The sequence below is a fragment of the Deinococcus peraridilitoris DSM 19664 genome, assembly GCF_000317835.1.
Classification (GTDB): Bacteria; Deinococcota; Deinococci; order Deinococcales; family Deinococcaceae; genus Deinococcus_A; species Deinococcus_A peraridilitoris.
The window spans coordinates 2,374,592-2,395,019 of sequence record NC_019793.1; the positions used below are offsets into that span (position 1 = coordinate 2,374,592).

Here is a 20,428-nt window from a genome sequence, read left to right on the forward strand (position 1 = left end):
ATCTTCTGACAATAGGCCAGCAGTACCTGACAACGACGCTGAAATGCGGCCTGCTGACCCCTCAGGGTTCGATGATGACCTTGCCGGTGCTGGCCCGACTCATGATGAACTCGAAAGCTTCGCCGGTCTGCTCCAGCGTGAACACCTGTCCGACCTGTGGCCGGGCCTGACCGTTTTCCAGCACACTGCTCAGAAAGGCGTTCGCTTCGCGCATGGCGTTCGCGTCACCCATCATAGAGGTGAGCCACATACCGATGACACTGAGGTTCTTTTTCATCAGCTCCACGGGGCGCATGCTCGACGCTTCCTGGCTGGCTGCGCCGATCACGACCACCCGGCCGCGAAAAGCCAGCATGGCCAGGCTGTCCTGAAAGCCCGCACCTCCCACCACTTCCAGCACCAGGTTCGCGCCGTTGCCGCCCGCTGCTGCCTTGACGGTCGCCACGAGGTCTTTTTGTCCGGAGAGAAAGGCGTGATCCGCGCCAAGGCTGCGCGCTACTTGCAGCTTTTCCTCGCTGGAAGCCAGGGCGATGACCTGCAGCCCCATGGCTTTGGCCAGCTGGATGCTGGCCGTACCCAGCGCCCCCGCGGCCGCCTGCACGACGACCGTCTCGCCCTCACGGGCCTGACCCAGCGTCGCCAGCGAAAAGTAGGCCGTGTAAAACGACACCGGAAAAGCCGCCGCTTCCCGCGCGCTGAGGTTGGGCGGGACTGGCAGCACCGAGGTGACCGGCACGGTGGCGTACTCGGCCAGACCACCGCTACCGCCCAGGGCTGCGACGCGCTGCCCCAACTGCAGACCGCTGACGCCCTCACCGAGCGCTTCGACCGTGCCAGCATACTCCATACCGGGAACCAGCGGCAGGCGGGTGCGGGTGAGGTACTCACCGCGTACCGTCAGAATGTCGGCGAAGTTGATGCCGACCGCTTCGACTTTCAACCGCACCTCGCCCGCCCTGGGCAGGGGCAGGGGAAGTTCGCGCACCTGCAACACTTCCGGCCCGCCGAGCTGCTCGATGAAAAGGGCGCGCATGGTTTTCACGGCAGATTTTGTACCGGGTTCAGTCGTCATGCCCGAGCTTACCCTGCCCGGAGCCCGCAGGTGAACGTTTCACGCGACTGTCCAGCCACAGTGACCAGCCCAAGAGCAGCAGGCCCAGTGCGGCCAGCAGCACCGTGTAGGCGTTGTCGAACGCACCGGGCAGCGCCAGCGCCGCGTCGCGTCCCCGCAGCAGCGCGCCCAGCGAGGCAGCCTGTGCAGGCAGGCTGTAGCCGGCCACCAGCCGCTCCAGGGTATGCAGGGTGGCGGCCGCGATCAGAAGCACCACGCCCGCCGAACGAAGCGTCATGACCTCAGTTGACCAGGCGCTCCTGAGGAGCAGCCCTGCCGTTGTGCACGGTCTGCGCGCCGGGTCAGCCATTCCTCCCAGGTCAGGTGTCCGCGCTCGGCGCCAGGTGAGGTCAGGTGTCCTGCCACCACGGCGCGGGACGCCGCGAAAGGCAGCGGCAGCTCGCGGATGGGCTTGCGCTTTCCCCGAGCCTGCTGCCAGGCTCGCGCGAGCTCTCCGAGGGTGCGCACTTCTGGCCCTGCGAAGTTCACTTCACCCGCTTCGGGACGCCTTGCGTGCAAGGCGAGCCGTGCACCGACCTCGCCCACGTCGACGCCCTGAAACTGCCAGCCAGAGGGCAGCAGCAGCCAGGGCGCGCGACTGAGCCCGCCCAGCAGCGCGTCAATCAGGCCGTGAAACTGTGACGCGCGAAAGATGGAGTGCGGTACGGCGCTTTGCTGCACCATGCGCTCGGCGGTGACTTTGGCGGCGTAGTAGGGCATGCCAGGAACGCGGTCGGCACCCACGATCGAAACGTACACGAAGTGCGCCGTGCCCGCCCGCTCCACGGCACGCAGCAGATGACGCAAGCCGCCCAGATCGCCACGCAGCAGGCTGGCACTGTCGTGCGCGGCATGCACGACGGTATCAACGCCTGCCAGCGCGCTGCTCAGGTCGGCTCCCCGGGTGAAGTCCGCCTGCGCCCACTCCACACCGCGTTGGGGCTCGGTGGCTTCCGGCCCTGCGGGTTTCGCTCCGGCAGACCGGCGGCTCAGGACACGGACGCGGGTTTCCTCGCCCGTCTGCAGTGCACGCACGACCTGCCGACCCAGTGTTCCGGTTCCACCGGTCACGAGAATTCTCATGGATTTCCTCCTGGTACCGCTGCTGCCACGGTACAACGGTCTTCTTTCCGTCTTGTCCCACCTGCCGCCGCGCACCGTGAGCGCTAAGCTGACCGTCGATGCCCCTGCTCGGGTCGATTTTTCTCAATACCGTGGTGCCGGTGTTCGTGCTGGTCCTAATGGGCGTGCTGGCCGGACCACGCCTGGGGCTCGACGCCCGGACCCTCTCGCGCGTCGCTTACTACCTGCTGATTCCCGCTTACGTGTTCGACGTGCTGGCCCGCGCAGAGCTGCCCCTCGCACAGGTAACCCGCATGGGACTGCACGCGGCGGTGGTGCACCTGTTGTGCGCGATTCTCGGGTACGGACTGGCAAGGCTGCTGCGCCGTCCGCCCAACGTCGCTGCAGCCTACGCGCTGGTCGCGGTGTTCGGCAACGTCGGCAATTTTGGGCTGCCGATCGTGCAGTTCGATCTGGGGCCGGGGGCGCAGGGAGCGGGCACGGTGTACTTCCTGGCCATCCTCACGGTGTCGTTCGTGGTGGGCGTCGCGGTAGCGTCGGCGCCCCGAGGCGTGTCGGGGCCGCTGGCCGTGCGCCGTGCCGTGATGGCGGTCGTCAAGACTCCCGCGTTGCTGGCGATTCCCCCGGCGGTGCTGGTCAACGCCCTGAACCTGGAGGTGCCGCTGGCCGCCCAGCGCGCCGTAGGCCTGCTGGGCAGCGCGATGATTCCCATCATGCTGCTGGCTTTGGGTGTGCAGTTGGCCAGCAGCGCCTGGCCGCGCCTGACCCTCGACGTGGTGTACGCGAGCGGTGTGCGGCTGCTCGCCGGGCCGCTGCTGGCGCTGCTGCTGGCCGCTCCGTTTGGCGTGACCGGACTGGAACGCTCGGTCGGCGTGCTGCAGAGCGCGATGCCCGCGGCGGTGCTGGCTTCGATCATCGCCATCGAATACGAGCTGCTTCCGCAGTTCGTGACGGCCTGCGTGCTGTTCTCGACGCTGGCGAGTCTCTTGACCCTGACCGCGGTGCTGGCCCTGTACTGAGGGTCAGGCAGCCTCGTGCGGGTTTACGGCCGGTCGCCGGTTGGACTGTCAGTTCGAGCCGGATCATGTCGCCAAACGCAGGCCGCCGTCCGGTCACACCCACGTGGGGGCGCGGATTCGCGTCATGTCGCTTTCCACGTTGCCGCTCAGCGCCCGCGCTTCGCTGCGGACGGTACGCCGTGATCCGGCTCGGGTATCAGACTTTTCTGGGCAGCGTGAAGCCGAACGTGGCCCCGCTGCCGGGCACGCCGGTCGCACTCACGCGTCCGCCGTGGCGCAACACGATTCTCCGGACCGTCGAGAGGCCCACGCCGGTGCCCTCGAATTCCTCGGCACGGTGCAACCGCTGGAAGACCCCGAACAGCTTGCCCTGATAGCGCGGGTCGAAGCCTACGCCGTTGTCCCGAACGAACACTGCCCACTCCTCCGGATGTTCCTGCGCCCAGACCTCGATGACCGCCGGGTTTCGATCGCGTGCGTACTTCAGCGCGTTGGACAGCAGGTTCAGCAGGACCTGGCGCAACAGGTCCTGGTCTCCCGATACGAGCGGCAAGTTCCCGGTCTGCCAGATCGTCTGCCGCTCCTGGTCGCCCATTTCCAGCTCCATGCGCACCGACGCCACGAGCGCCCCGAGGTCCACCCATCCCAGGCGCAGGGGTTGGCGCGAGGTGCGTGACAACTCCAGCATCGCGTCGATCAGGCTGTTCATGCGTCCTGCCGCCTGGTCCACCACGTCGAGGTAGCGCGAAGCTTTGGCGTCCAGCTTCCCCTCGAGGCTTCCCCGCAGCAGGTTGCTGAAGCCGGTGATGTGTCGTACGGGCGTGCGCAGGTCATGCGAGACCGAGTACGCAAAGGATTCCAGTTCGTCGTTGGCGACCATCAGTGAAGCGCGTTCCTGCGCGAGCTCCGCCACCTTCTCGGCCCGGTCGAGTGCCAGCGCCAGGCTCCGCCCGACCGTCTCGATGATCGTGCGCTCCGTTGCCGGCCAGCCTGACCGTCCGAACTTTGCCAGGCCCACAATGCCCCGCATGCCCCGTGACGTGTTGAGGGGCACCATCGCCGTCGCGGTGACGTGGCTCATGTGCTCTTCGAGCTGATCTGACTGTGTGTTGTAGACGTCCTGGAAGTACGTTCTGCCCGTCTCGTAAGCAGTGCGCAGATTGCCGGTGGAGGCGTGCAGCAGTCCTTTCTCGTGGGCGCGTCTCAGCTGGTCATTGCCATATTCACCGAGCATGCGTTTCACGTACCAGCGTTCGCCGCTCCGCTCCTAGTACACCACCACGTCCACCGGCAGCAGGCTGCTGAGCAGCGCCTGGGCCTGTCCGATCAGCTCGAAGGGGTCCGTGTCGATGCCGAGGTCACGCGTCCAGACTTCGAACGCTTCGAGCGCACGCGTGCGCGCTTCGAGTTCGGCGTGACGCAGGCGCAACACCTCTGACAGTCGGGCGGAGTGCAAGGCCGAGGCCACCTGGGCGCTGAACAGGCGCAGGAAGTCACGGTAGCTTTCATCAAGGTGTTTGCGGGCGTTGATGCCGGTCACCAGCAGGCCCAGCGGTGTGGCTGTCTCCAGCGTCATCAATGATGACAGCGCCACCTCACGGACAGGTTCCGGCCAGGGACCTGCGGCGAGCGGGGTGATGGCCAGGGCCCCGGCCAGGGACCGCTCGCTCCAGTGGGCAGGAGCACGCTGCCACGACCTCAGCTGGGTCTCGCTGAGTCCTACCGACTTTGCCAGCTGGAATTCACCCTGGACGTCTGGCAGGTACAGCAGTGCGAAAGGCAAGTCCAGCGGGTTCTGCGCGGCCACGTCCAGCGCGGTCCGGGCCACGTGCTCAAGATCGCCGACGCCGATCAGGCTGGTGGTGAGGGCCGCAAGAGTCTGCATGCGGCGCGTGGCCAGCACCCGGTCGGTAATCTCGTTGACGGAAGCGAAGATACCCTCGACTTGGCGCCCGACGTAGACCGGCGTGTAGCTGACGTCGAAGTAGCATTCCTCCATGTAGCCGTGGCGGACCAGGGGCACCATGAGGGCCTCGAAGGACGCGCTTTCGCCCCGTTCGAGTATGGCGTCGAAAATGGGTTTGAGGCCCGGGTAGCCGTCCCGTCCGAAGATATCGGCGGTGCGGGCCCCAAAGCCCAGGGATGCTTGTCCGCGCCGAGGATGGGCCGGTAGGCGTCGTTGTACAGCGCGATCAGGTCGTGCGTCCAGCCGAGGTACATGGGTTGCTTCGACACCAGCATCAGGTGCACATAGGTGCGCAGCGCGGCGGACCAGGTCTCGGGAGAGCCGAGAGGCGTGCGCTCCCAGTCAAAGTTGCGCATCAGCGAGCCCATCTCCGTGCCCTCTCCGAAGAGGAGGTAGGGAGCACTGGGGAACGGAAGGTGCTCCGGATGCTTAGGGAAGGTCATGGCCTGCGCCAAGAATATCGGGTGCCAGGGGGTCGCGTGAGCTCCCGAACTTTCACAGATGAAGCAGGGCGCCGGAGGCGCCCTGCTTCTCTGCTTTCGGGTGATTCCTGGGGGTGACCGTGGCTTGTTCCCCGGTTTACTTCCCGACGAACACCGCGGTCGTGAATGCCGGTACGCTGAGCGCGCCGCTTCGCGCCTGGCTCTGCTTCACCACCGCGTCGCTGGACCGGGCGAGAACCGGGTGCAAGTTGAGCTGCAGACCTTTCAGGCTGGGGTCCGTGACGTTCACGGTCTTCGCGCTGGCGTTGAAGACCACCACGATGTCCTTGTAGGCGCCCCCCGGCGCGCCTTTTGCACTGAGTTTCATCACGATCACGCCCGGCGTCTGGCCGGGGCCGCCGTTCAGGAAGCTGAGGCTCTGCTGCACTTCCTGCGCGCTTGACAGGCGGAAGAGCGGGGAGCTGCCCCGCACCGCGAGCAGCTCGCGCAGATGGTCCGCGGCGCGCGCGCGCTCGGCGGCGCTGACCTTCAGGGCGGCGTTGCCGAGCAGCGTACGGTAGAGCGGCCAGTTGTCCCTGTTCTTCTCCGCAATGGGCAGGCCGCGCCCGAAGCCGTTATCGGTGCCCGTCCAGGAAATGGCGTTGAAGTGGTCGCCACTGTTGTAGCTGTCGTTGTCAAAGCTCTTGCTTCGCAGCAGTTCGTCGCCGGCGTGGAAGAAGGGCAGGCCCTGCCCGAGCGCCACGAGGCTGGTGGCGAGGTTGTGCATGCGCACGCGCTGCGCGCCTGAAGCGCTCGGGGGCGCCTTGAGCAGCACCGCGTCAAAGAGCGTCTGGTTGTCGTGCGCGCTGGCGTAGTTGATGGTTTCGCGCGGGCTGGCGGCGTAGCCTGCAGGCGCGCCGTTGTAATCGACGTCCTTGCCGCTGACCGTTCTGCCTTCGGCGTTCACGAAGCGGTAATCGCGCAGGTTGCCGCTGAGGGCAACCTTGATCTGGTCGCTGAGGCGCAGCAACTTGGCCTTGTCGGTGTTCTGCGTCTTGCCGTTGGGCAGCGTAAAGAGGCCGGTGGCAAATCCCTGGTCCTGCAGACCGCCGAAAGGATTGCCGCCCCGGATGGCGTCACGCACGCGGTCGTTGAAGCTTCCGATGCCCTGTCCGTACAAATTGAGCTGCGAGGCGTTCACGCCGCGCTTGCCCCCCTCGACTTCTCCGAAGTTCCAGCCTTCGCCGTACAGGTAGATCTTCTTGCCGTCCACGCCGTCTTTCTGCAAGGTCAGGCTGTCCAGGGCTTTGCGGACGTTCTGCATGTTCACGAGCATATGATGACCCATCAGATCGAAGCGGAAGCCGTCGATCTTGTAGTCACGCGCCCAGACCAGCAGCGAGTCGATCATCAGCTTTTCCATCATCTTGTGCTCGCTCGCGGTGTTGGCGCAGCAGGTGCTGGTCTCGACGGCGCCGTCGAGGTTCAGGCGGTGGTAGTAGCCGGGCACGATCTTGTCGAGCACGCTCTTCTCGCCCTGACCGCTCGCATTGGTGTGGTTGTACACCACGTCCTGCACCACCCGCAGGCCCGCGCCGTTCAGGGCCTGCACCATGCGGCGGTACTCCAGGGTGCGCTCGGCCTCGTTCACGGCGTAGCTGCCTTCGGGCACGGTGTAGTGAAAGGGGTCATATCCCCAGTTGAAGGGGTCCTGATCGCGGATGGCGTTCACGGCTGCCTGCTGACCCTCGCCGTTCGGGGGCATCTTGGACAGGTCGCCCGGCGACTTCCAGCTTTTCCTGTCCTCGTTGATGGTCGCGATGTCAAAGGTCGGCAGCAGGTGCACGGCCTTCAGGCCTGCCGCCGCCAATGAGCGCAAATGCTTCATGCCGTCGCTGTCCGCCTGCGTGAAGGCGAGGTAGGTGCCGCGCTGCGCCGCGGGAACGCTGGCGTCACGCACGCTGAAGTCGCGCAGGTGCAGTTCGTAGAACGACAGGTCGCTCACGCTGCGCAGCTCGGGTTTTTTCAGGGCGTCCCAGCCCTGCGGTTTGTGCGCGGCGTCGGCGAGGTTGACCAGGCGGCTGCGGGTACTGTTGAGGCTCAGGCCCAGCGAGTAGGGGTCGGTCACGAAATTCTTCTCGACCTTCTGGGAAAAGGGGGAGTACACCGTGACCTCGTAGAGGTAAGAGCGGTTTTTCCAGCTCGGGTCTCCCGCCACGCTCCAGACGCCCTGCGCACTGCGGGTCATGTCGAGCACGCGCGCCTGACCACCGGAGGGGGCCTCAAAAAGGTGCAGTTTCACGCTCTGTGCGGTGGGCGCCCACAAGCGCAGCGTGGGGGCACTGCCCTTCCACTCCACGCCCAGGGGACCCTGGTAGGCATAGAGGTCGTCAAGCGCGCCGCTGACTTGCACGCCCGTCGCCTCGACCACCTTGTCGTCGAGGCCCACCGAGGACACCGCGAACTGGCCGCGCAGGATTTCGGGAATGCGCGCCGCTTCCTCCGGGCGAATCTGCACCAGGGCGTAAGACGCGAGGTGCGGGTATTTGGCTTTGAGTGCGGCGCTCATGCCGCCGTCCAGTGGAATCAGCGGAATGCTGTCGCCGCCCTCGATGCCCCGTGCGCCCAGCTTGAGTTCTCCTGCCGGGCTGTAGTGCAGGTTGACGAGCGCGCCGTTTTCGGTCAGCCGGGGTTTGACGGCCAGCGTGTTGCGGTTGAGCCAGTGCGCCTGCGCCTTGGTCAGGTCGCCGATCTGGCGCACGGTGACGTCGGGTTTCTGGGTGAACACCTGATTCTGTCCGGACACGATCCACACCTGATTGCCCTGCTCGCGCGACACGCTCTGGTCGGGACCGGGATCTTTTTCGTCACCCTTGTGCACGATGAAATTCAGCTTCTGCCAGTCAGCCTTGACCGGCACGTCCCAGTAGGCCCCAAAGTCGTTCACACCAGTCTGCGCAAAGGGTTTGGTCCACTCCACGCCCTGAATGGTGGTGTCTCCCCAGATGTGCAGGCCCCAGTCCTGGTAGTTCCTGTCGGGCCGGAAGTAGTTGACGCGCACGGTGTTTGCCGGGACGGCGGGAGCGGCCTGCACGGGGTTTTTGGTCAGCAGCTCGTTCTTGCCGCTGACGATCCAGAATTCTTTTGCCTCGGCGACGTTGGCAAACATGTCCTCGCCAGGATCCTTGGTGTCGCCCTTGTGAATGATCAGGCCCAGCTTCTTCGCGTCCGGCTTGAGCTTGACGTCCCAGTACACACCGCTTGCACTTTTGCCGCTCTGGGCCAGCGGCCTGGTCCACTCGACCACCTCGGTGGTGTCTTCCCAGACGTGCAGGCCCCAGTCCTGATAATCGTGGTCCTCGCGCAGATAGTGAATGCGCGCGCTGCCGCTTAAAATGGGCGGTTGGGCGGCAGCCGTCGCGGCGAGCGCGAGCGTCATGAGCATGGCCAGTTTGTGCATTGGGTCTCCTTGTCGGGCAGTTCGCACCATCTTACGGAATCGCTTCCGTTTTTGGCGAGCGCACCACGGGGACCGGTTTCCGAAGCTTCACCTTTTTGTCATCACGGCGAGCCCTGCATTCGGGGAGTACCCCGATGAGTGACGCTATTGATTCCATAGCGTGAGTTGGGCAACATGTCCGCCCCACCGGGCACGCTACAGTAAACGTGGCGCAAGCCATCCTTCGGGGCGGGGTGAAATTCCCCACCGGCGGTGATCAGGCCGAGAGAAGAATTGGTCTGTCAGCCCGCGAAGCCAAGCCAGATTGCAAGACGGCGAGGCCCGACCCGGTGCAACTCCGGGGCCGACGGTGACGAAGCCGCGTTCAGACAGACGCTGCCTCTTAGTCCGGATGAGAGAAGGAGGAGTCAACCCGCACCCGGCGGGTTGACGTCGAGCGTGTATAGAACCAGAGAACACCAAGGACAGGGTCCCCCCGACATTCCCGGCCATCCTCACGACGAGGAATTTATGCGCGCGGCATTGGGTCAGGCCGCGCGCGGACTGGGACGCACTTCGCCCAATCCCAGCGTCGGCTGCGTGGTCGTGCGGGAAGGTGAGATCGTCGGGCGCGGGTTTCACCCTAAGGCCGGCGAGCCGCACGCGGAAGTCTTCGCGCTGCGTGAGGCGGCCGAGCGCGCGCGCGGCGCGACAGCCTACGTCACGCTCGAACCCTGCAGCCACTTCGGACGCACCCCGCCCTGTGCGGACGCCCTGATCGCTGCGGGCGTGCGCCGCGTGGTCGTGGCGGCGCTCGACCCCAATCCGCGGGTGGCGGGTCGGGGCGTGCGGAAATTGCGCGAGGCGGACATCGAGGTCTCGGTGGGCGTGCTGCAGGACGAGGCCGCACGCCAGCAGGCCGGGTTTCGCAGCCTGATCACGCGCGCGCGGCCCTGGACAGTGCTCAAGTACGCCATGACCCTCGACGGCACCATCGCCACCCGCAGCGGCGACAGCCGCTGGGTCTCCTCGGAGGAGGCGCGCACGCTGGTGCACCGCTGGCGTGACGAGCTCGACGCCGTTGCGGTGGGCGCCCAGACGGTGCTGACTGATGACCCGCAGCTCACCACGCGTGGTGTGCCCGGCGGGCGCGACGCGCGCCGTGTGGTGTTCGACCGGCGCGGCCGCGTGCCCGCCGCCGCGCGCACCCTGGGGCCGGGCAGCGTCCTGGTGACCTCGGCGCAGACCGACCCGCGGCCGTTCGAGGCTTACGGCACCACCGTGATCGCCCATGAGGATTTGCCGGGCGCCCTGCGCGCCCTGGGCGAACTCGACATTGCCAGCGTGCTGCTGGAGGGTGGGCCGGTTCTGGCAGGCGCATTCCTGGAAGCCGATCTGGTCGACGAGGTGCGGGTGTTCGTCGCGCCGAAGCTGCTGGGCGCCGGACAAAGTCCGCTCGGGGGGCCGCTGCATGACTTCATGGCGCAGGCCCGCGAGCTGCAGGGCGTCCGCACGGAAACGGTCGGTCATGACGTGTTGATCCGCGGTTTTCTGCATCCCCTGCCGACCGTATCCACCCTCACCCCCGAAGAAATCCAGACCATCTGAGTGTTTGCTGCCCGCTGTGGCAGTTCAAGGAGCAGCATGTTCACAGGCATCATCGAACAGACCGGCCGCGTTTCGCGCGCTATAGAGGACGGCGGAAACCTCCGCCTGACCGTCGCCCCCCAACAGATGTGGACGGACGTGGAGCTCGGCGAGAGCGTTGCCGTAAACGGCGCCTGCCTCACCGTCACCGAATGGACCGCGCAGGACTTCACGGTGGAACTGTCGCGCGAAACCGTCGCCAAGACCGCGCCGTGCTATACGGTGGGCGCCCTGGTCAACCTGGAGCGCGCCATGCGCCTGGGCGCCCGCGTGGGCGGGCACCTCGTCAGCGGGCACGTGGACGGCACCGGCGAGATCGTCTCCATCGACGCTCAGGGTGGCGCCTACGTCATCCGGGTGCGCGCTCCGCGTTCGCTCGCCGGGTACCTGGTTCCCAAGGGCTCGATCACGGTGGACGGCGTGAGCCTTACCCTGGTGGACGTGGGCGGCCCGGCGGGGTCTCGCCCCGACCTTGCGCCTCACGAATTCACCCTCTGGCTGGTGCCGCACACCCTGCAGGTCACCAGTTTGCAGCACTGGAAGGCAGGAGACAGCGTGAACCTCGAAGCCGATCAGCTGGCCAAATACGTCGAACGCCTGCTGGCGGTGCGTGAACTGCAGGAGGTGGGCGCGTGAGCTTCGCTTCGGTTCAGGAGCTGCTCGCCGAGCTGCGCGCGGGCCGTCCGGTCATTCTGGTCGACGACGAGTCGCGCGAGAACGAGGGCGACCTGGTGATCAGCGCCGCGCACGCCACCCCGCACTGGGTCAACTTCATGGCGCGCGAGGGCCGCGGGCTGATCTGCCTCGCGCTTTCCGAGGAGCGTGCCCGGACGCTCGGATTGACGCCCATGGTGAACGTCAACAGCGACCCCAACGGCACGGCCTTCACGGTCAGCGTCGACCATGTCAGCAACACCACCGGCATCAGCGCCTTCGACCGCGCCGCGACCATCGCGGCCGTGATCGATCCGCAGGCGCAGCCTGCGGATTTCCGCCGTCCCGGCCACATCTTTCCGCTGGTGGCGCGCAAGGGAGGCGTGCTGCGCCGCGCCGGGCACACCGAAGCGGCCGTCGACCTCGCGCGCCTTGCTGGTCACGCGGGGGCCGGGGTCATCTGCGAGATCATGAGCGACGACGGCACCATGTCACGCCTGCCCGAACTGCTTCTTTTTGCCGAGAAGCACGACCTCAAGGTGGGCTCGATTGCCGACCTGATCGCCTACCGCCTGCAATTCGACGGCTTTGTCCAGAAAGTCGCGGAAGCTGACCTGCCCACCGCCTACGGCCACTTTCGTCTGGTGGGATTCGAGGACACCCTCACCGGCGCCGAGCACGTCGCACTGGTGAAAGGAGAGGTAACGCCCGAACCGATTCTGGTGCGGGTGCACAGCGAATGCCTCACGGGAGACGGTCTGCACAGCCTGCGCTGCGACTGCGGCGCGCAGCGTGACGCGGCCCTTGCGGCCATCGCCGAGGAGGGACGGGGCATCCTGATTTACCTGCGTCAGGAAGGACGCGGCATCGGCCTGCTCAACAAGATTCGTGCCTACGCCCTGCAGGACGCGGGGGCAGATACGGTCGAGGCAAATCTGCAGCTGGGCTTTCCGGCCGACGCGCGAGATTTCGGTCTGGGCGCGCAGATGCTCACTCAGCTCGGTGCGCGTCAACTGCGGGTACTGACCAACAACCCGCGCAAGCTGCACTCCCTCAGAGGCTTTGGCCTGGAGATCGTGGAACGCGTGGCGCTGCACTCCGGACACAACGAACACAACCAGCGTTACCTGAACACCAAAGCCGAGAAACTCGGCCACCTGCTGTAACCTCATTTCAGTGCGGGCCAGACGTGTTGTCTGGCCCGCCTTCAAGGAGCACTCATGCAACGAATCGAAGCCACCCTGCTCGCCACCGACCTGAAGCTGGCCATCGTCAATACCCGCTGGAATCACTTCATCGTCGACCGTCTTGTCGAGGGGGCCGTGTCTGCCTTTGTGCAGCATGGTGGAAACCAGGAAAACCTGGCCCTGGTGACCGCGCCTGGTTCCTTCGAGGTGCCACTGCTGGCCAAGAAACTGGCGCAGAGCGGTCGCTACGACGGTGTGGTCTGCCTGGGAGCCGTCATCAAGGGCGCCACCGACCATTACGACTTCGTGGCAGGCAACGCCGCTTCGGGGCTGGCGAGCGTCTCGCTGGACACCCTGATTCCGGTGGCGTTCGGCATCCTGACCACTGACAGCATCGAGCAGGCCATCGAGCGGGCCGGCACCAAGGCAGGGAACAAAGGGGCCGAGGCCGTACTCGCTGTAATCGAGACGGCCAACCTGCTGCGGCAACTTGGCTGATCGCTGGGTAAAACTGCAGGCACCAGCCCGACAACAGCGGCTGTGAGACAGACGCTCTTCAAGCTTGCTGGCACGGTCCGGGCAACTGGCAGCGTGAGCGGACGCCTGCCTTCAGCTGCTCCAAAAGAACACTTCACATAACCTTCAGATGAGCCCCTTGTAAGAAGCTGGTGACAGCAGCCTTTTTAACCTGAGGACAGTCGTACCGCCCAGAAAAGGAGCGCATCTGATGGACATGGCAATCGACGGTCGAATGATTTTCGTGTTGTCGTCTCTGCACGTCCAGGTGTCACCGGTGATCGCCCGGATCTCGCGTTCAAGCGAGCGAGGCGTTCGGTGACAGGCCATCTTCTCAGCCGGAAGCGCAGTACAGGCTTCAGCCACACCGGGCCCGACCTTCTGGCCGCCGGTGACGGACAAGGCGGCCGCCCGGTGTTGACGCAGGTCAACCACGCGCTGCCAGGGCAGTCTCTCCGAGTTGCCGGACAGGTGCTGTGCGCAGATCCGGGAAGGCTCGATACCTTGTTGTTGCAGGAAGTCTGCGAGTTGCAAGGCTCCTGTGTGGACATCGTGGCTGCCCCTGACGTTGCAGAGGTCAGGCGTCTCTTGCAGGAAGGCAACGTTCAGCTGGTCCTGGTGAGCCCTTCCCTTCATGATGTGTCCTGGGAGGGACTGGTCAGTGACTTGTGTGCTTTGCACGCGGTCCCGATCTGGGTCTGGGGCGGTCACGCACATCCCAAAGAACGCCAGCGTGCCCTGGCTGCAGGCGCCGCCGCTTATCATGACAAACCGCACGATATCGAAGGGTACAAAACGCTGCTCCGGGAAATCGAGCGGGTGGTTGAGCCCCGGTAAGATCTCCCGCCAGGTGGGCGGCCGTCCTGTAACGCGCGACCAAACGCCCGTTTCCCGGTCCGCTACCTTGACATCATGAACTTCACCCGCCTTCCCAGTTCTGCTCTGCAACTGACCGGTACCGACCGACTGGACTTCGTGCAGGGTCAGATGACGGGCGACCTCAAACGCGCGCCCGTGCCAGGCATGGTGCCGGCCCTCTTTCTCAACGTGCGTGGTCAGATCGAGTTCTTCGCGCGGGTCTACCGGCGTCCGGACGACGTGTACCTGCACCTTGCCGAGGGTGAGGCGGTGGCGCTGCAGGCCCGGCTGCGCCGCTACATCATCTTCGACCAGGTCGAAATCGAGGACCTCGGTGAGACGCTCACCACCCTGCACGTGTGGTCGCAGGATTTTCCCAACTGGGACAGTGCGGGGGCGGACGTGCAGCAGTTCGAGCTGGCCGGTGGCAGCGTGCTGGGCGCGCGCGTGAACCGCACGGGGCAGTTGGGCGTGGATCTGCACGTGCTGACCCGGCAGCTGGGCGCGGTGCTGGCAGCGCTGGGAGGCGTCGAACGTTCTTTCGAACATCTGGAGCGGGCGCGGGTGCTGGCGGGTCTGGCCGACACGACGCGGGACCGCTGGCAGGGCAGCCTGCTGCAGGAGGTTGGCCTGGATGACGCGATCTCGTACCGCAAGGGGTGTTATGTCGGGCAGGAAATCATGGCCCGCCTGGAGGCGCGCGGCAACACCCGTTCACGGCTGGCGGCGCTGGAAGGCGAGGACCTGCCGTCGTATTCCGAGGTCGTCTTCAACGGAAAGGTCGTCGGACAGAGCGGACACTCGGTGGGTGAGCGGGTGCTGGTGAAGCTTCGCAAGGAAGTCGAGCTGGGCAGCGAGGTACAGGTGGGCGGAGTCACGGCGCGTGTCACCGAAGCCAGAGCCCCGGTCGTGGCGTCGTTCGAGCCCGGCAGGTAACGGTGAACGCGGCCAACTCCGGGCGGACCGGGCTGTTCGGGCGTCTGCGCAGCCTGGGCAAATCACCTGATCCTGCTCAGGTGCGTGCGGCCCTGCGGGAGGCTTACCTGACGGCCTTTGGGTTGCTGGCAGCGCCAGGCCTGCTGCTGGGCCTGATGTTCGGCCGGGCTTTGCGTCTGGATGGCGCTTTTGTGATCGTGCTGCTCGTGCTGGCTGCGCTGCTGGCCCTGCTGGCCATCTGGCTGGCCGCGCGCGGAAAAGCCCAGGAAGAGACGCCGCTGGCGGGTGCGGTGCGGGCTTGTTTTCAGCTCGTGGCGGCGCCCGCCGTTCCGTTTCTGATGGGTTGCGCGCTGCTGGGTCAGGCAAGTGCGGTCATGGCGCTGTGGAGTCTCGCGCTGCTGATCTTCATGGTAGGTTTTTGGCTGTCGCGTCCCTGAGGCCGGCCCCTGTCTCAAGCGAAGCGTTCACCGATTTTGCCGCCCACGCCGCGCCACCATTCCAGGGCCGGCAGTGATTTCTTACTTTCGCTTTGCAGGGCGAGCACTTCGACGGCCCCCTCTCCACACGCGACGATCAACCCTTCGCGCGTCCCGATCACCTCGCCGCCCTCTCCCTGGCCATCGGTGGGTCGCAGGGCGTTGAGCTTTACGCGCACGGAACCCCACGAGGCGGTCGTGCCCGGCCAGGCATACACTCCCCGGAAGCGGTTGTAGACGGCCGCCGCGCTTTCCTGCCAGCGCACCACGCCGTCCTCCTTGGACAGCAGGGGAGCGTGCGTCGCCTCTGCGTCGTTCTGGGCTTGCGGTGTGAGCGTCTCGATCTCCCGAAGGGCGCGCACGATCAGGCCGCTGGCCTGCTGCGCGAGGGCGTGCGAGAGTTCCACGCTCGTCCAGTGGGGCGCGATGGGCAGCGGCTCCTGCAACAGCACGGGCCCGGTGTCCATGCCTTCGTCGGTCTGCATGATGGTGGTGCCCGTGACCGTTTCGCCGTGAATCAGGGCCCACTGGATCGGTGCGGCGCCGCGCAGCCTGGGCAGCAGGCTGGTGTGGGTATTGAGAAAACCGTGCTTTGGCACGGCCAGCAGCGATGCGGGCAGAATCTTGCCGTAGGCGCAGGTCACGGCGACGTCCGCGCTCGAAGCGCGCAGTTGTTCTTCAAACTCGGTGTTGCGGCGCAGCCGCGCAGGTTGCGCGAGCGGAAGATTCAGTTCGTGGGCGCGCGCGGCGACCGGAGGCGCGGTCAGTTTCAGACCACGACCGACGGGCTTGTCCGGTTGCGTTACCACCAGCACCACCTTGAAGTGCGTACGGACGGCTTCGAGCACGGGCAGTGCAAAGGCCGGCGAGGCAAAAAAAGCGACCCTCATGACGGCGTGTCCTTACAGTCCACGGTCCGCCACCCCGAGACGGCGCAGGTACGCCTTGGCGTCGCGCTGCATACCGGCCAGCGCCTTGCGGTGCGTTTCGGTCACAGCCGGGGGCAGGCGGTCCAGAAAGAGCCGGCCTTCCAGGTGATCGAACTCATGTTGAAACACCCGCGCGAGGTAGTCTTCGGCCTCGATGACCTGCACGGCGCCGCTCAGGTCCTGGTAGCGCAGGCGCACGGCCCGGTCACGCGCGACGCCTTCCTCGTAGATGCCGGGAATCGACAGGCAGCCTTCCTGGTAATCGGTGTCCTTGCGCCGGTTGATGACTTCCAGCACCGGATTCACGATCACCAGTTCCCGCAGCACCCGCGAGCGCAGTGGGGTCTCCTTGCCTTCGTTTTCATCCTCGTCGTCCGCGTATTCGGCTGCCACGAACATGCGCACCGGCAGACCGACCTGCGGCGCGGCGAGGCCCACGCCGCGCGCTTCATACATGGTCTCGAGCATGTTGCGCGCCACTTCGCGCAGGGACGAGGCCGCGAAGCCCGGCACCCGCAGGGGCGCGTCCAGGTTGCTCACCGGTCGCGCTTTGCCGCGCAGCACCGGATCGCCGTACAACCGAATGGGGTAGATGGTCGGCACAATGCCCTTAGTTCTATCAAGTCGTGGCGTGTGGCATCGTAACGTCTCGGGGCGATCTCCTCTCGGGCACCTGCCCACTCCTGCCCACTCAGGGCGTTTCGGCGCGGCGCCGCACGTCCAGCGTGATCGTGACCGTCTCCAGGCTGCGCGCCCCAGCGGGCAACTTCAGGCTGGCGCGGGCGCTGTACTGCCCTGCGCGGTAATTGACGCGTGCGGTGACTGCCGAGAGATTGGCCAGCGTCTGCTGGTCGCCCAGAATCCGCACGCGCGGCGGACTGAGTTCGGCGGAAACCACTTCCAGACCGGCGGGTGGCTCGGGCAGTTCCACGTCGACGGTCTTGATGGGCAGATCGGCGCTGTCGGTGCGGGCCACGTTCACGGTGGCTGGGCTGAGGCGCACGTCGGTGACCGGGCGTCCGGTCGCGTCGATGGCGATCAGGCGCACTTCGGCGGTGGCGCCGCGTGGCAAACTGACCGGCACGGTAGCGACGCTGGCCACGTCCTGCACGACCCGCTGCGCGCCGCTGACCTGCACGGTGCGGGGAGTCAGCTCGAAGGTGGGCAGCGCACGCTCGGGCAGGTTGGTGGTGGCCAGCTGCACGCCCAGGGTGCGGGTGATTTCCGAATCGATAAAGCCGCTCACCGAGGCCGGATCGAAACGCACCACCTGAAAGCCCCCCGGGGCGCGGACTCGCACCGGCACCTGAAAGGCTCCGGCCGGCTGCCCGGTGACGCTGATGGACGCCTCGATGTCCTCACCGCTGAGGTTCAGCAACTGGTTGCGCGGTCCGCGCATGGTGACGCGCACCGTGCGGGCTGCCACGCCGGTCACCGAGCGCCGCTCGCCTTGTGGGGCGTTGGCGGTCTCGTCGTTGATCTGCAGCGGGGTGGCAAACGAGCGCTCGATGGTGTCGCGGCGGTCCGAGGTGGCCACGAACCACAGGCCCAGCGCCGCCAGCACGGCCAGCAACTTCTGGGGCAGATTGTGCAGCGTACGCCGCCAGGCCCGGTGCGCGAGCGCCCGGGGTTTCACGCGCACCTCCTGCAAACCTGCGTGGGCCAGGGCGCGCTCACGCGTTTTCCTCGTAGACCAGTTCGCGCAGGCGCTCGCGCATTTCGCCGCTCGACAACTCGGGCGAGAGGCGCCCCGAGAGCGCGATTCGCACTGAACCGCGCTCTTCGCTGACCACCACGATCACCGCGTCGGACACCTCGCTCAGGCCCAGCGCCGCGCGGTGGCGCGTGCCGTAGCGGCGGTACAGGCCGTCGCTCGACTGCAAGGGAAACAGGCAGGCGGCCGCGATCACCCGTGAGCCCTGCACGATCACCCCGCCGTCGTGCAGGGGCGCGTTGCGGGCGAAGAGCGCTTCCAGAAAAGGCGTGCTGAGCTGTGCGTCGAGCGGCACGCCGGTGGCGGCGTACTCGCCCAGCGGCGTGCGGCGCTCGATGGCGATCAGCGCGCCGATCTTGCGCTCGGCCATCCGCTCGACGGCGCGCGCCAGTTCCTGCAGGGTAGCGCCCAGGTCGGTCGCGCCGCGCGCGCGTGGCCGCCCGATGCGCTCCAGCGCTGCGCGCAGTTCGGGCTGAAACACCACGACCAGCGCGAAGAGCCCGACGGTGCCGGCCCGGCCCAGCAGGTAGCTGAGGGTGGTGAGGCTCAACAGGTTCGATGCGAGCCACACGCCGCCGAAGACCATGACACCACGCACGACGTTGACGGCGCGCGTTCCGCTCACCAGCAGGTACCCCTGGTAGATCAGGGTGGCGACGAGCGCAATGTCTACGATGTCCTTGACGCCCAGCGCTCCGGTCCCCCAATTCAGCACGCTTCCTCCTGCGTTGGTCGTAATGATGCCTGCGCACGGCAGGTTTATGCTCTCAATATACGGTGGGTTGGCAGGCGGTAGGGCATGCGGAAATCCGGTGATACACGAAGGAGTGCACTGGCTTCGGGTGCCAACAGAATTCCCCTGGTGCCCTCAGGAAACCGCGTGCAGCACGCGGGGGAAAACTGGTATTGTAAAACGAGCTTGAAGAAGTTCTCATCGTGTTCCCGCACCTGACGGGCGGGGCCGCGTCTTGAATGGGAGGCACCGCATGAAGGGTTCCGTGCGCTACATCATCACCCGCCCCTGCCTGTCCGAAGGCAGTGTGCGTCTGCTCAAATATCTTGATTCGGTGTTCCCCACCGACGGTCCGGTCAGCCTGCTCGACGAACGCGGTGCTGAGCATCAGGCGCGCGTGGACCGTTCGGCTGGTCGGGTGTACGGTCTGCAGGACCTTTACCACCGCCATAACCTCGGCGTCAATGATGTGCTGCTGATCACCCCCCTGGCAGAAGGGCGCTTTCAGGTGGAGTGTGTGGTCAAGCCCATCAGTGACCGCCAGGCCACACTGGCCCGGGGGCGGTCCAGCGACGCGCCGCAGCGCGTGGTGGTCAGTGAGAGCCCATATGTACGCGAAGTGCGCCTGGAACGTCGTCCGGCGTCGGGAGTCCGCTCCGTCGAGGCGCCTGCCACTGCCCCCGCAGCGTACAGCGAGGCAGGACACAAGGGAGGCGCTGTGCAGACACCTGAGCAGACGCCAGTGGCACCCGCGGCGCCCGCCGTCCCGGAAACGGCCAAACCTGCTTCTTCGCGGTTGCCTGCTGGCACGCCGACAACCTCAAGGGCCGGCAGCCCGGCTGCGTCATCGATGCGGGAAACAAATTCCGGCACGCCGGTGAGCGCCACGCCAACAATCGCGGACCGCCGCGTGCCCGCCGCACCACGGGCCGCTCCGAGCGACAGTGTGGCGCCCTTCGCACCCCCGACTCGCGTTTCGGGTGAGGCCAGCACCGAAGAGATGCTGCAGGAACTCGCGCAACGGATCGGCTACCGCCTGGAGCGGCTGACCGACGGGGTCGTGCGCCTGAAAGCCGAACTGGGCGCGCAGAGCTACAGCGTGCTGGTGGCCCTCGATCTCGCCGCGACCGCGCGCCCGGAGTGGCGCAGCGAGGCCGACTACCTGACAGTGGTCGTGGGCGAGGCCGAGCGGCCTCAGGGCCTGCCGCGCCTGACCCGTGAGGCCCTCGGCGCGATTCTGGAAAATGCACGTCTGGCACAACTCACACCCATCGAGTTGCGCGGCTACTGGAACGCGGGCAGCTTCGATTTGGAAAGCGCCGCGAGTGTCGCCGAGCTGGTGAGTGCCCAGCTTTCGCAGCGCGGGGTATTCTCCTTTGTGTTGCTGTCGCTCGCTCAGCAGCCTGCCCACAGCGTCGTGACGACCGCCCGGCTGGCCGAGCGTCTTGGCAGTGGCGTCAACATCGCCGAGCTGAAAGGCGTGCTGGAGACCCTGGCCAGCGCACCCTTCTCGGCGCTCAGTCCGCTGGGCAACGGTCAGTACTACCTGCGTGCCGACGTGCACGACATGCTGCGCGGTCTGGGCGAGTATGCCGAGGGCCTGCGTGTGCGGCTCAACGCCGAAGCGCGCCTTCCGGCCAGCTTGCGCTCGTAATTCGTCGGGTGTGGCAGAGCGTCGGGTCCGGAGATCCGGACCCGACGCTCTGCTCTTGCGCGTGAGTGTGGGTGTGGCCCCATC

At 66.3% G+C, this 20,428-nt stretch carries 20 protein-coding genes and 1 riboswitch; of the genes, 9 read left to right on the forward strand and 11 right to left on the reverse strand.

Going from position 1 to position 20,428, the window contains the following annotated elements; all coding sequences use genetic code 11:
• Positions 1-61: 61 nt before the first annotated feature.
• Genes DEIPE_RS11595 through DEIPE_RS11605 form a run of 3 tightly spaced genes read right to left on the reverse strand, consistent with a single transcriptional unit; the run spans position 62 to position 2,194 of the window.
• The gene (locus DEIPE_RS11595; RefSeq protein ID WP_015236157.1) at positions 62-1,072 is read right to left on the reverse strand and encodes an NADPH:quinone oxidoreductase family protein; all 1,011 of its coding nucleotides are present in this window, start codon (positions 1,070-1,072) and stop codon (positions 62-64) included.
• Positions 1,062-1,349, reverse strand: coding sequence for a hypothetical protein (locus DEIPE_RS11600; RefSeq protein WP_015236158.1), 288 nt, complete (start codon positions 1,347-1,349; stop codon positions 1,062-1,064). The genes DEIPE_RS11595 and DEIPE_RS11600 overlap by 11 nt, the downstream gene beginning before the upstream one ends.
• Complete coding sequence (locus tag DEIPE_RS11605; protein WP_015236159.1) at positions 1,346-2,194, reverse strand: SDR family oxidoreductase; 849 nt, start codon at positions 2,192-2,194, stop codon at positions 1,346-1,348. The genes DEIPE_RS11600 and DEIPE_RS11605 overlap by 4 nt, the downstream gene beginning before the upstream one ends.
• 98 nt (positions 2,195-2,292) lie before the next feature.
• On the opposite strand from DEIPE_RS11605, the gene DEIPE_RS11610 reads away from it, so the two are divergent.
• Positions 2,293-3,213 carry an AEC family transporter gene (locus tag DEIPE_RS11610; protein WP_015236160.1) on the forward strand — a complete coding sequence of 307 codons (921 nt, stop codon included), beginning with the start codon at positions 2,293-2,295 and terminating at the stop codon, positions 3,211-3,213.
• 196 nt (positions 3,214-3,409) lie between these two features.
• Here DEIPE_RS11610 and DEIPE_RS24990 read toward each other — a convergent pair whose 3' ends face one another.
• The 3 genes from DEIPE_RS24990 to pulA all read right to left on the reverse strand — a co-directional run bounded on the left by DEIPE_RS24990 (position 3,410) and on the right by pulA (position 9,061).
• Positions 3,410-4,447 carry a sensor histidine kinase gene (locus tag DEIPE_RS24990; RefSeq protein WP_052326692.1) on the reverse strand — a complete coding sequence of 346 codons (1,038 nt, stop codon included), beginning with the start codon at positions 4,445-4,447 and terminating at the stop codon, positions 3,410-3,412.
• Between the two features lie 33 nt (positions 4,448-4,480).
• Complete coding sequence (locus tag DEIPE_RS24995) at positions 4,481-5,239, reverse strand: hypothetical protein (protein ID WP_041230861.1); 759 nt, start codon at positions 5,237-5,239, stop codon at positions 4,481-4,483.
• A gap of 519 nt (positions 5,240-5,758) precedes the next feature.
• Positions 5,759-9,061 carry a pullulanase-type alpha-1,6-glucosidase gene (gene pulA, locus DEIPE_RS11625; protein WP_015236161.1) on the reverse strand — a complete coding sequence of 1,101 codons (3,303 nt, stop codon included), beginning with the start codon at positions 9,059-9,061 and terminating at the stop codon, positions 5,759-5,761.
• Between the two features lie 215 nt (positions 9,062-9,276).
• A riboswitch (FMN riboswitch) is annotated at positions 9,277-9,468 on the forward strand.
• 103 nt (positions 9,469-9,571) lie between these two features.
• Between pulA and ribD the strand changes: the two genes are divergently transcribed.
• Genes ribD through ribH form a run of 4 tightly spaced genes read left to right on the forward strand, consistent with a single transcriptional unit; the run spans position 9,572 to position 13,026 of the window.
• The gene (ribD, locus tag DEIPE_RS11630) at positions 9,572-10,648 is read left to right on the forward strand and encodes a bifunctional diaminohydroxyphosphoribosylaminopyrimidine deaminase/5-amino-6-(5-phosphoribosylamino)uracil reductase RibD (RefSeq protein ID WP_015236162.1); all 1,077 of its coding nucleotides are present in this window, start codon (positions 9,572-9,574) and stop codon (positions 10,646-10,648) included.
• A 36-nt stretch (positions 10,649-10,684) separates the two neighbouring features.
• Positions 10,685-11,323, forward strand: a complete 639-nt coding sequence (locus tag DEIPE_RS11635) for a riboflavin synthase (RefSeq protein ID WP_015236163.1) — start codon at positions 10,685-10,687, stop codon at positions 11,321-11,323.
• Positions 11,320-12,507: a bifunctional 3,4-dihydroxy-2-butanone-4-phosphate synthase/GTP cyclohydrolase II gene (locus tag DEIPE_RS11640; RefSeq protein ID WP_015236164.1), complete on the forward strand. Its 1,188-nt coding sequence runs from the start codon at positions 11,320-11,322 to the stop codon at positions 12,505-12,507. Before DEIPE_RS11635 ends, DEIPE_RS11640 begins: the two co-directional genes overlap by 4 nt.
• Positions 12,508-12,561: 54 nt before the next feature.
• The gene (gene ribH, locus DEIPE_RS11645) at positions 12,562-13,026 is read left to right on the forward strand and encodes a 6,7-dimethyl-8-ribityllumazine synthase (RefSeq protein ID WP_015236165.1); all 465 of its coding nucleotides are present in this window, start codon (positions 12,562-12,564) and stop codon (positions 13,024-13,026) included.
• A 144-nt stretch (positions 13,027-13,170) separates the two neighbouring features.
• On the opposite strand, the gene DEIPE_RS11650 is transcribed toward ribH, so the two are convergent.
• Positions 13,171-13,578 (reverse strand): hypothetical protein, encoded by a 408-nt coding sequence (locus DEIPE_RS11650; RefSeq protein ID WP_041230862.1) that lies wholly within the window; start codon positions 13,576-13,578, stop codon positions 13,171-13,173.
• An 18-nt stretch (positions 13,579-13,596) separates the two neighbouring features.
• Here DEIPE_RS11650 and DEIPE_RS11655 point away from each other — a divergent pair, with 18 nt between their 5' ends.
• The 3 genes from DEIPE_RS11655 to DEIPE_RS11665 all read left to right on the forward strand — a co-directional run bounded on the left by DEIPE_RS11655 (position 13,597) and on the right by DEIPE_RS11665 (position 15,275).
• Positions 13,597-13,881: a hypothetical protein gene (locus DEIPE_RS11655; protein WP_169316602.1), complete on the forward strand. Its 285-nt coding sequence runs from the start codon at positions 13,597-13,599 to the stop codon at positions 13,879-13,881.
• Positions 13,882-13,956: 75 nt separating this feature from the next.
• Complete coding sequence (ygfZ, locus tag DEIPE_RS11660; protein ID WP_015236167.1) at positions 13,957-14,838, forward strand: CAF17-like 4Fe-4S cluster assembly/insertion protein YgfZ; 882 nt, start codon at positions 13,957-13,959, stop codon at positions 14,836-14,838.
• Positions 14,839-14,840: 2 nt separating this feature from the next.
• On the forward strand, positions 14,841-15,275 hold the full coding sequence (locus tag DEIPE_RS11665; protein WP_015236168.1) for a hypothetical protein: 435 nt from the start codon (positions 14,841-14,843) through the stop codon (positions 15,273-15,275).
• 14 nt (positions 15,276-15,289) lie between these two features.
• Here the strand turns inward: DEIPE_RS11665 and fmt are convergent, their stop codons facing one another.
• The 4 genes from fmt to cdaA form a co-directional block, all read right to left on the reverse strand.
• Positions 15,290-16,204 carry a methionyl-tRNA formyltransferase gene (fmt, locus tag DEIPE_RS11670; RefSeq protein WP_015236169.1) on the reverse strand — a complete coding sequence of 305 codons (915 nt, stop codon included), beginning with the start codon at positions 16,202-16,204 and terminating at the stop codon, positions 15,290-15,292.
• Positions 16,205-16,216: 12 nt separating this feature from the next.
• A complete protein-coding gene (gene def, locus DEIPE_RS11675) occupies positions 16,217-16,846 on the reverse strand; it encodes a peptide deformylase (protein ID WP_015236170.1) in 630 nt (209 codons plus the stop codon).
• Between the two features lie 88 nt (positions 16,847-16,934).
• The gene (locus DEIPE_RS11680; protein ID WP_015236171.1) at positions 16,935-17,879 is read right to left on the reverse strand and encodes a CdaR family protein; all 945 of its coding nucleotides are present in this window, start codon (positions 17,877-17,879) and stop codon (positions 16,935-16,937) included.
• A gap of 37 nt (positions 17,880-17,916) precedes the next feature.
• Entirely contained in the window at positions 17,917-18,672 is a 756-nt protein-coding gene (gene cdaA, locus DEIPE_RS11685) for a diadenylate cyclase CdaA (RefSeq protein WP_015236172.1), read from the reverse strand.
• A gap of 271 nt (positions 18,673-18,943) precedes the next feature.
• On the opposite strand from cdaA, the gene DEIPE_RS11690 reads away from it, so the two are divergent.
• Positions 18,944-20,344, forward strand: coding sequence for a hypothetical protein (locus DEIPE_RS11690; RefSeq protein WP_015236173.1), 1,401 nt, complete (start codon positions 18,944-18,946; stop codon positions 20,342-20,344).
• The last annotated feature ends 84 nt before the right edge of the window (positions 20,345-20,428 follow it).

Coding starts and splice junctions, on each gene's coding strand:
- DEIPE_RS11600 (WP_015236158.1), bottom strand. CDS start 1,349: ATGACGCTTCGTTCGGCGGGCGTGGTGCTTCTGATCGCGGCCGCCACC.
- pulA (WP_015236161.1), bottom strand. CDS start 9,061: ATGCACAAACTGGCCATGCTCATGACGCTCGCGCTCGCCGCGACGGCT.
- ygfZ (WP_015236167.1), top strand. CDS start 13,957: ATGAACTTCACCCGCCTTCCCAGTTCTGCTCTGCAACTGACCGGTACC.
- DEIPE_RS11635 (WP_015236163.1), top strand. CDS start 10,685: ATGTTCACAGGCATCATCGAACAGACCGGCCGCGTTTCGCGCGCTATA.
- DEIPE_RS24990 (WP_052326692.1), bottom strand. CDS start 4,447: ATGCTCGGTGAATATGGCAATGACCAGCTGAGACGCGCCCACGAGAAA.
- ribD (WP_015236162.1), top strand. CDS start 9,572: ATGCGCGCGGCATTGGGTCAGGCCGCGCGCGGACTGGGACGCACTTCG.
- fmt (WP_015236169.1), bottom strand. CDS start 16,204: ATGAGGGTCGCTTTTTTTGCCTCGCCGGCCTTTGCACTGCCCGTGCTC.
- ribH (WP_015236165.1), top strand. CDS start 12,562: ATGCAACGAATCGAAGCCACCCTGCTCGCCACCGACCTGAAGCTGGCC.
- DEIPE_RS24995 (WP_041230861.1), bottom strand. CDS start 5,239: ATGGTGCCCCTGGTCCGCCACGGCTACATGGAGGAATGCTACTTCGAC.
- DEIPE_RS11690 (WP_015236173.1), top strand. CDS start 18,944: ATGAAGGGTTCCGTGCGCTACATCATCACCCGCCCCTGCCTGTCCGAA.
- DEIPE_RS11610 (WP_015236160.1), top strand. CDS start 2,293: ATGCCCCTGCTCGGGTCGATTTTTCTCAATACCGTGGTGCCGGTGTTC.
- DEIPE_RS11595 (WP_015236157.1), bottom strand. CDS start 1,072: ATGACGACTGAACCCGGTACAAAATCTGCCGTGAAAACCATGCGCGCC.
- DEIPE_RS11605 (WP_015236159.1), bottom strand. CDS start 2,194: ATGAGAATTCTCGTGACCGGTGGAACCGGAACACTGGGTCGGCAGGTC.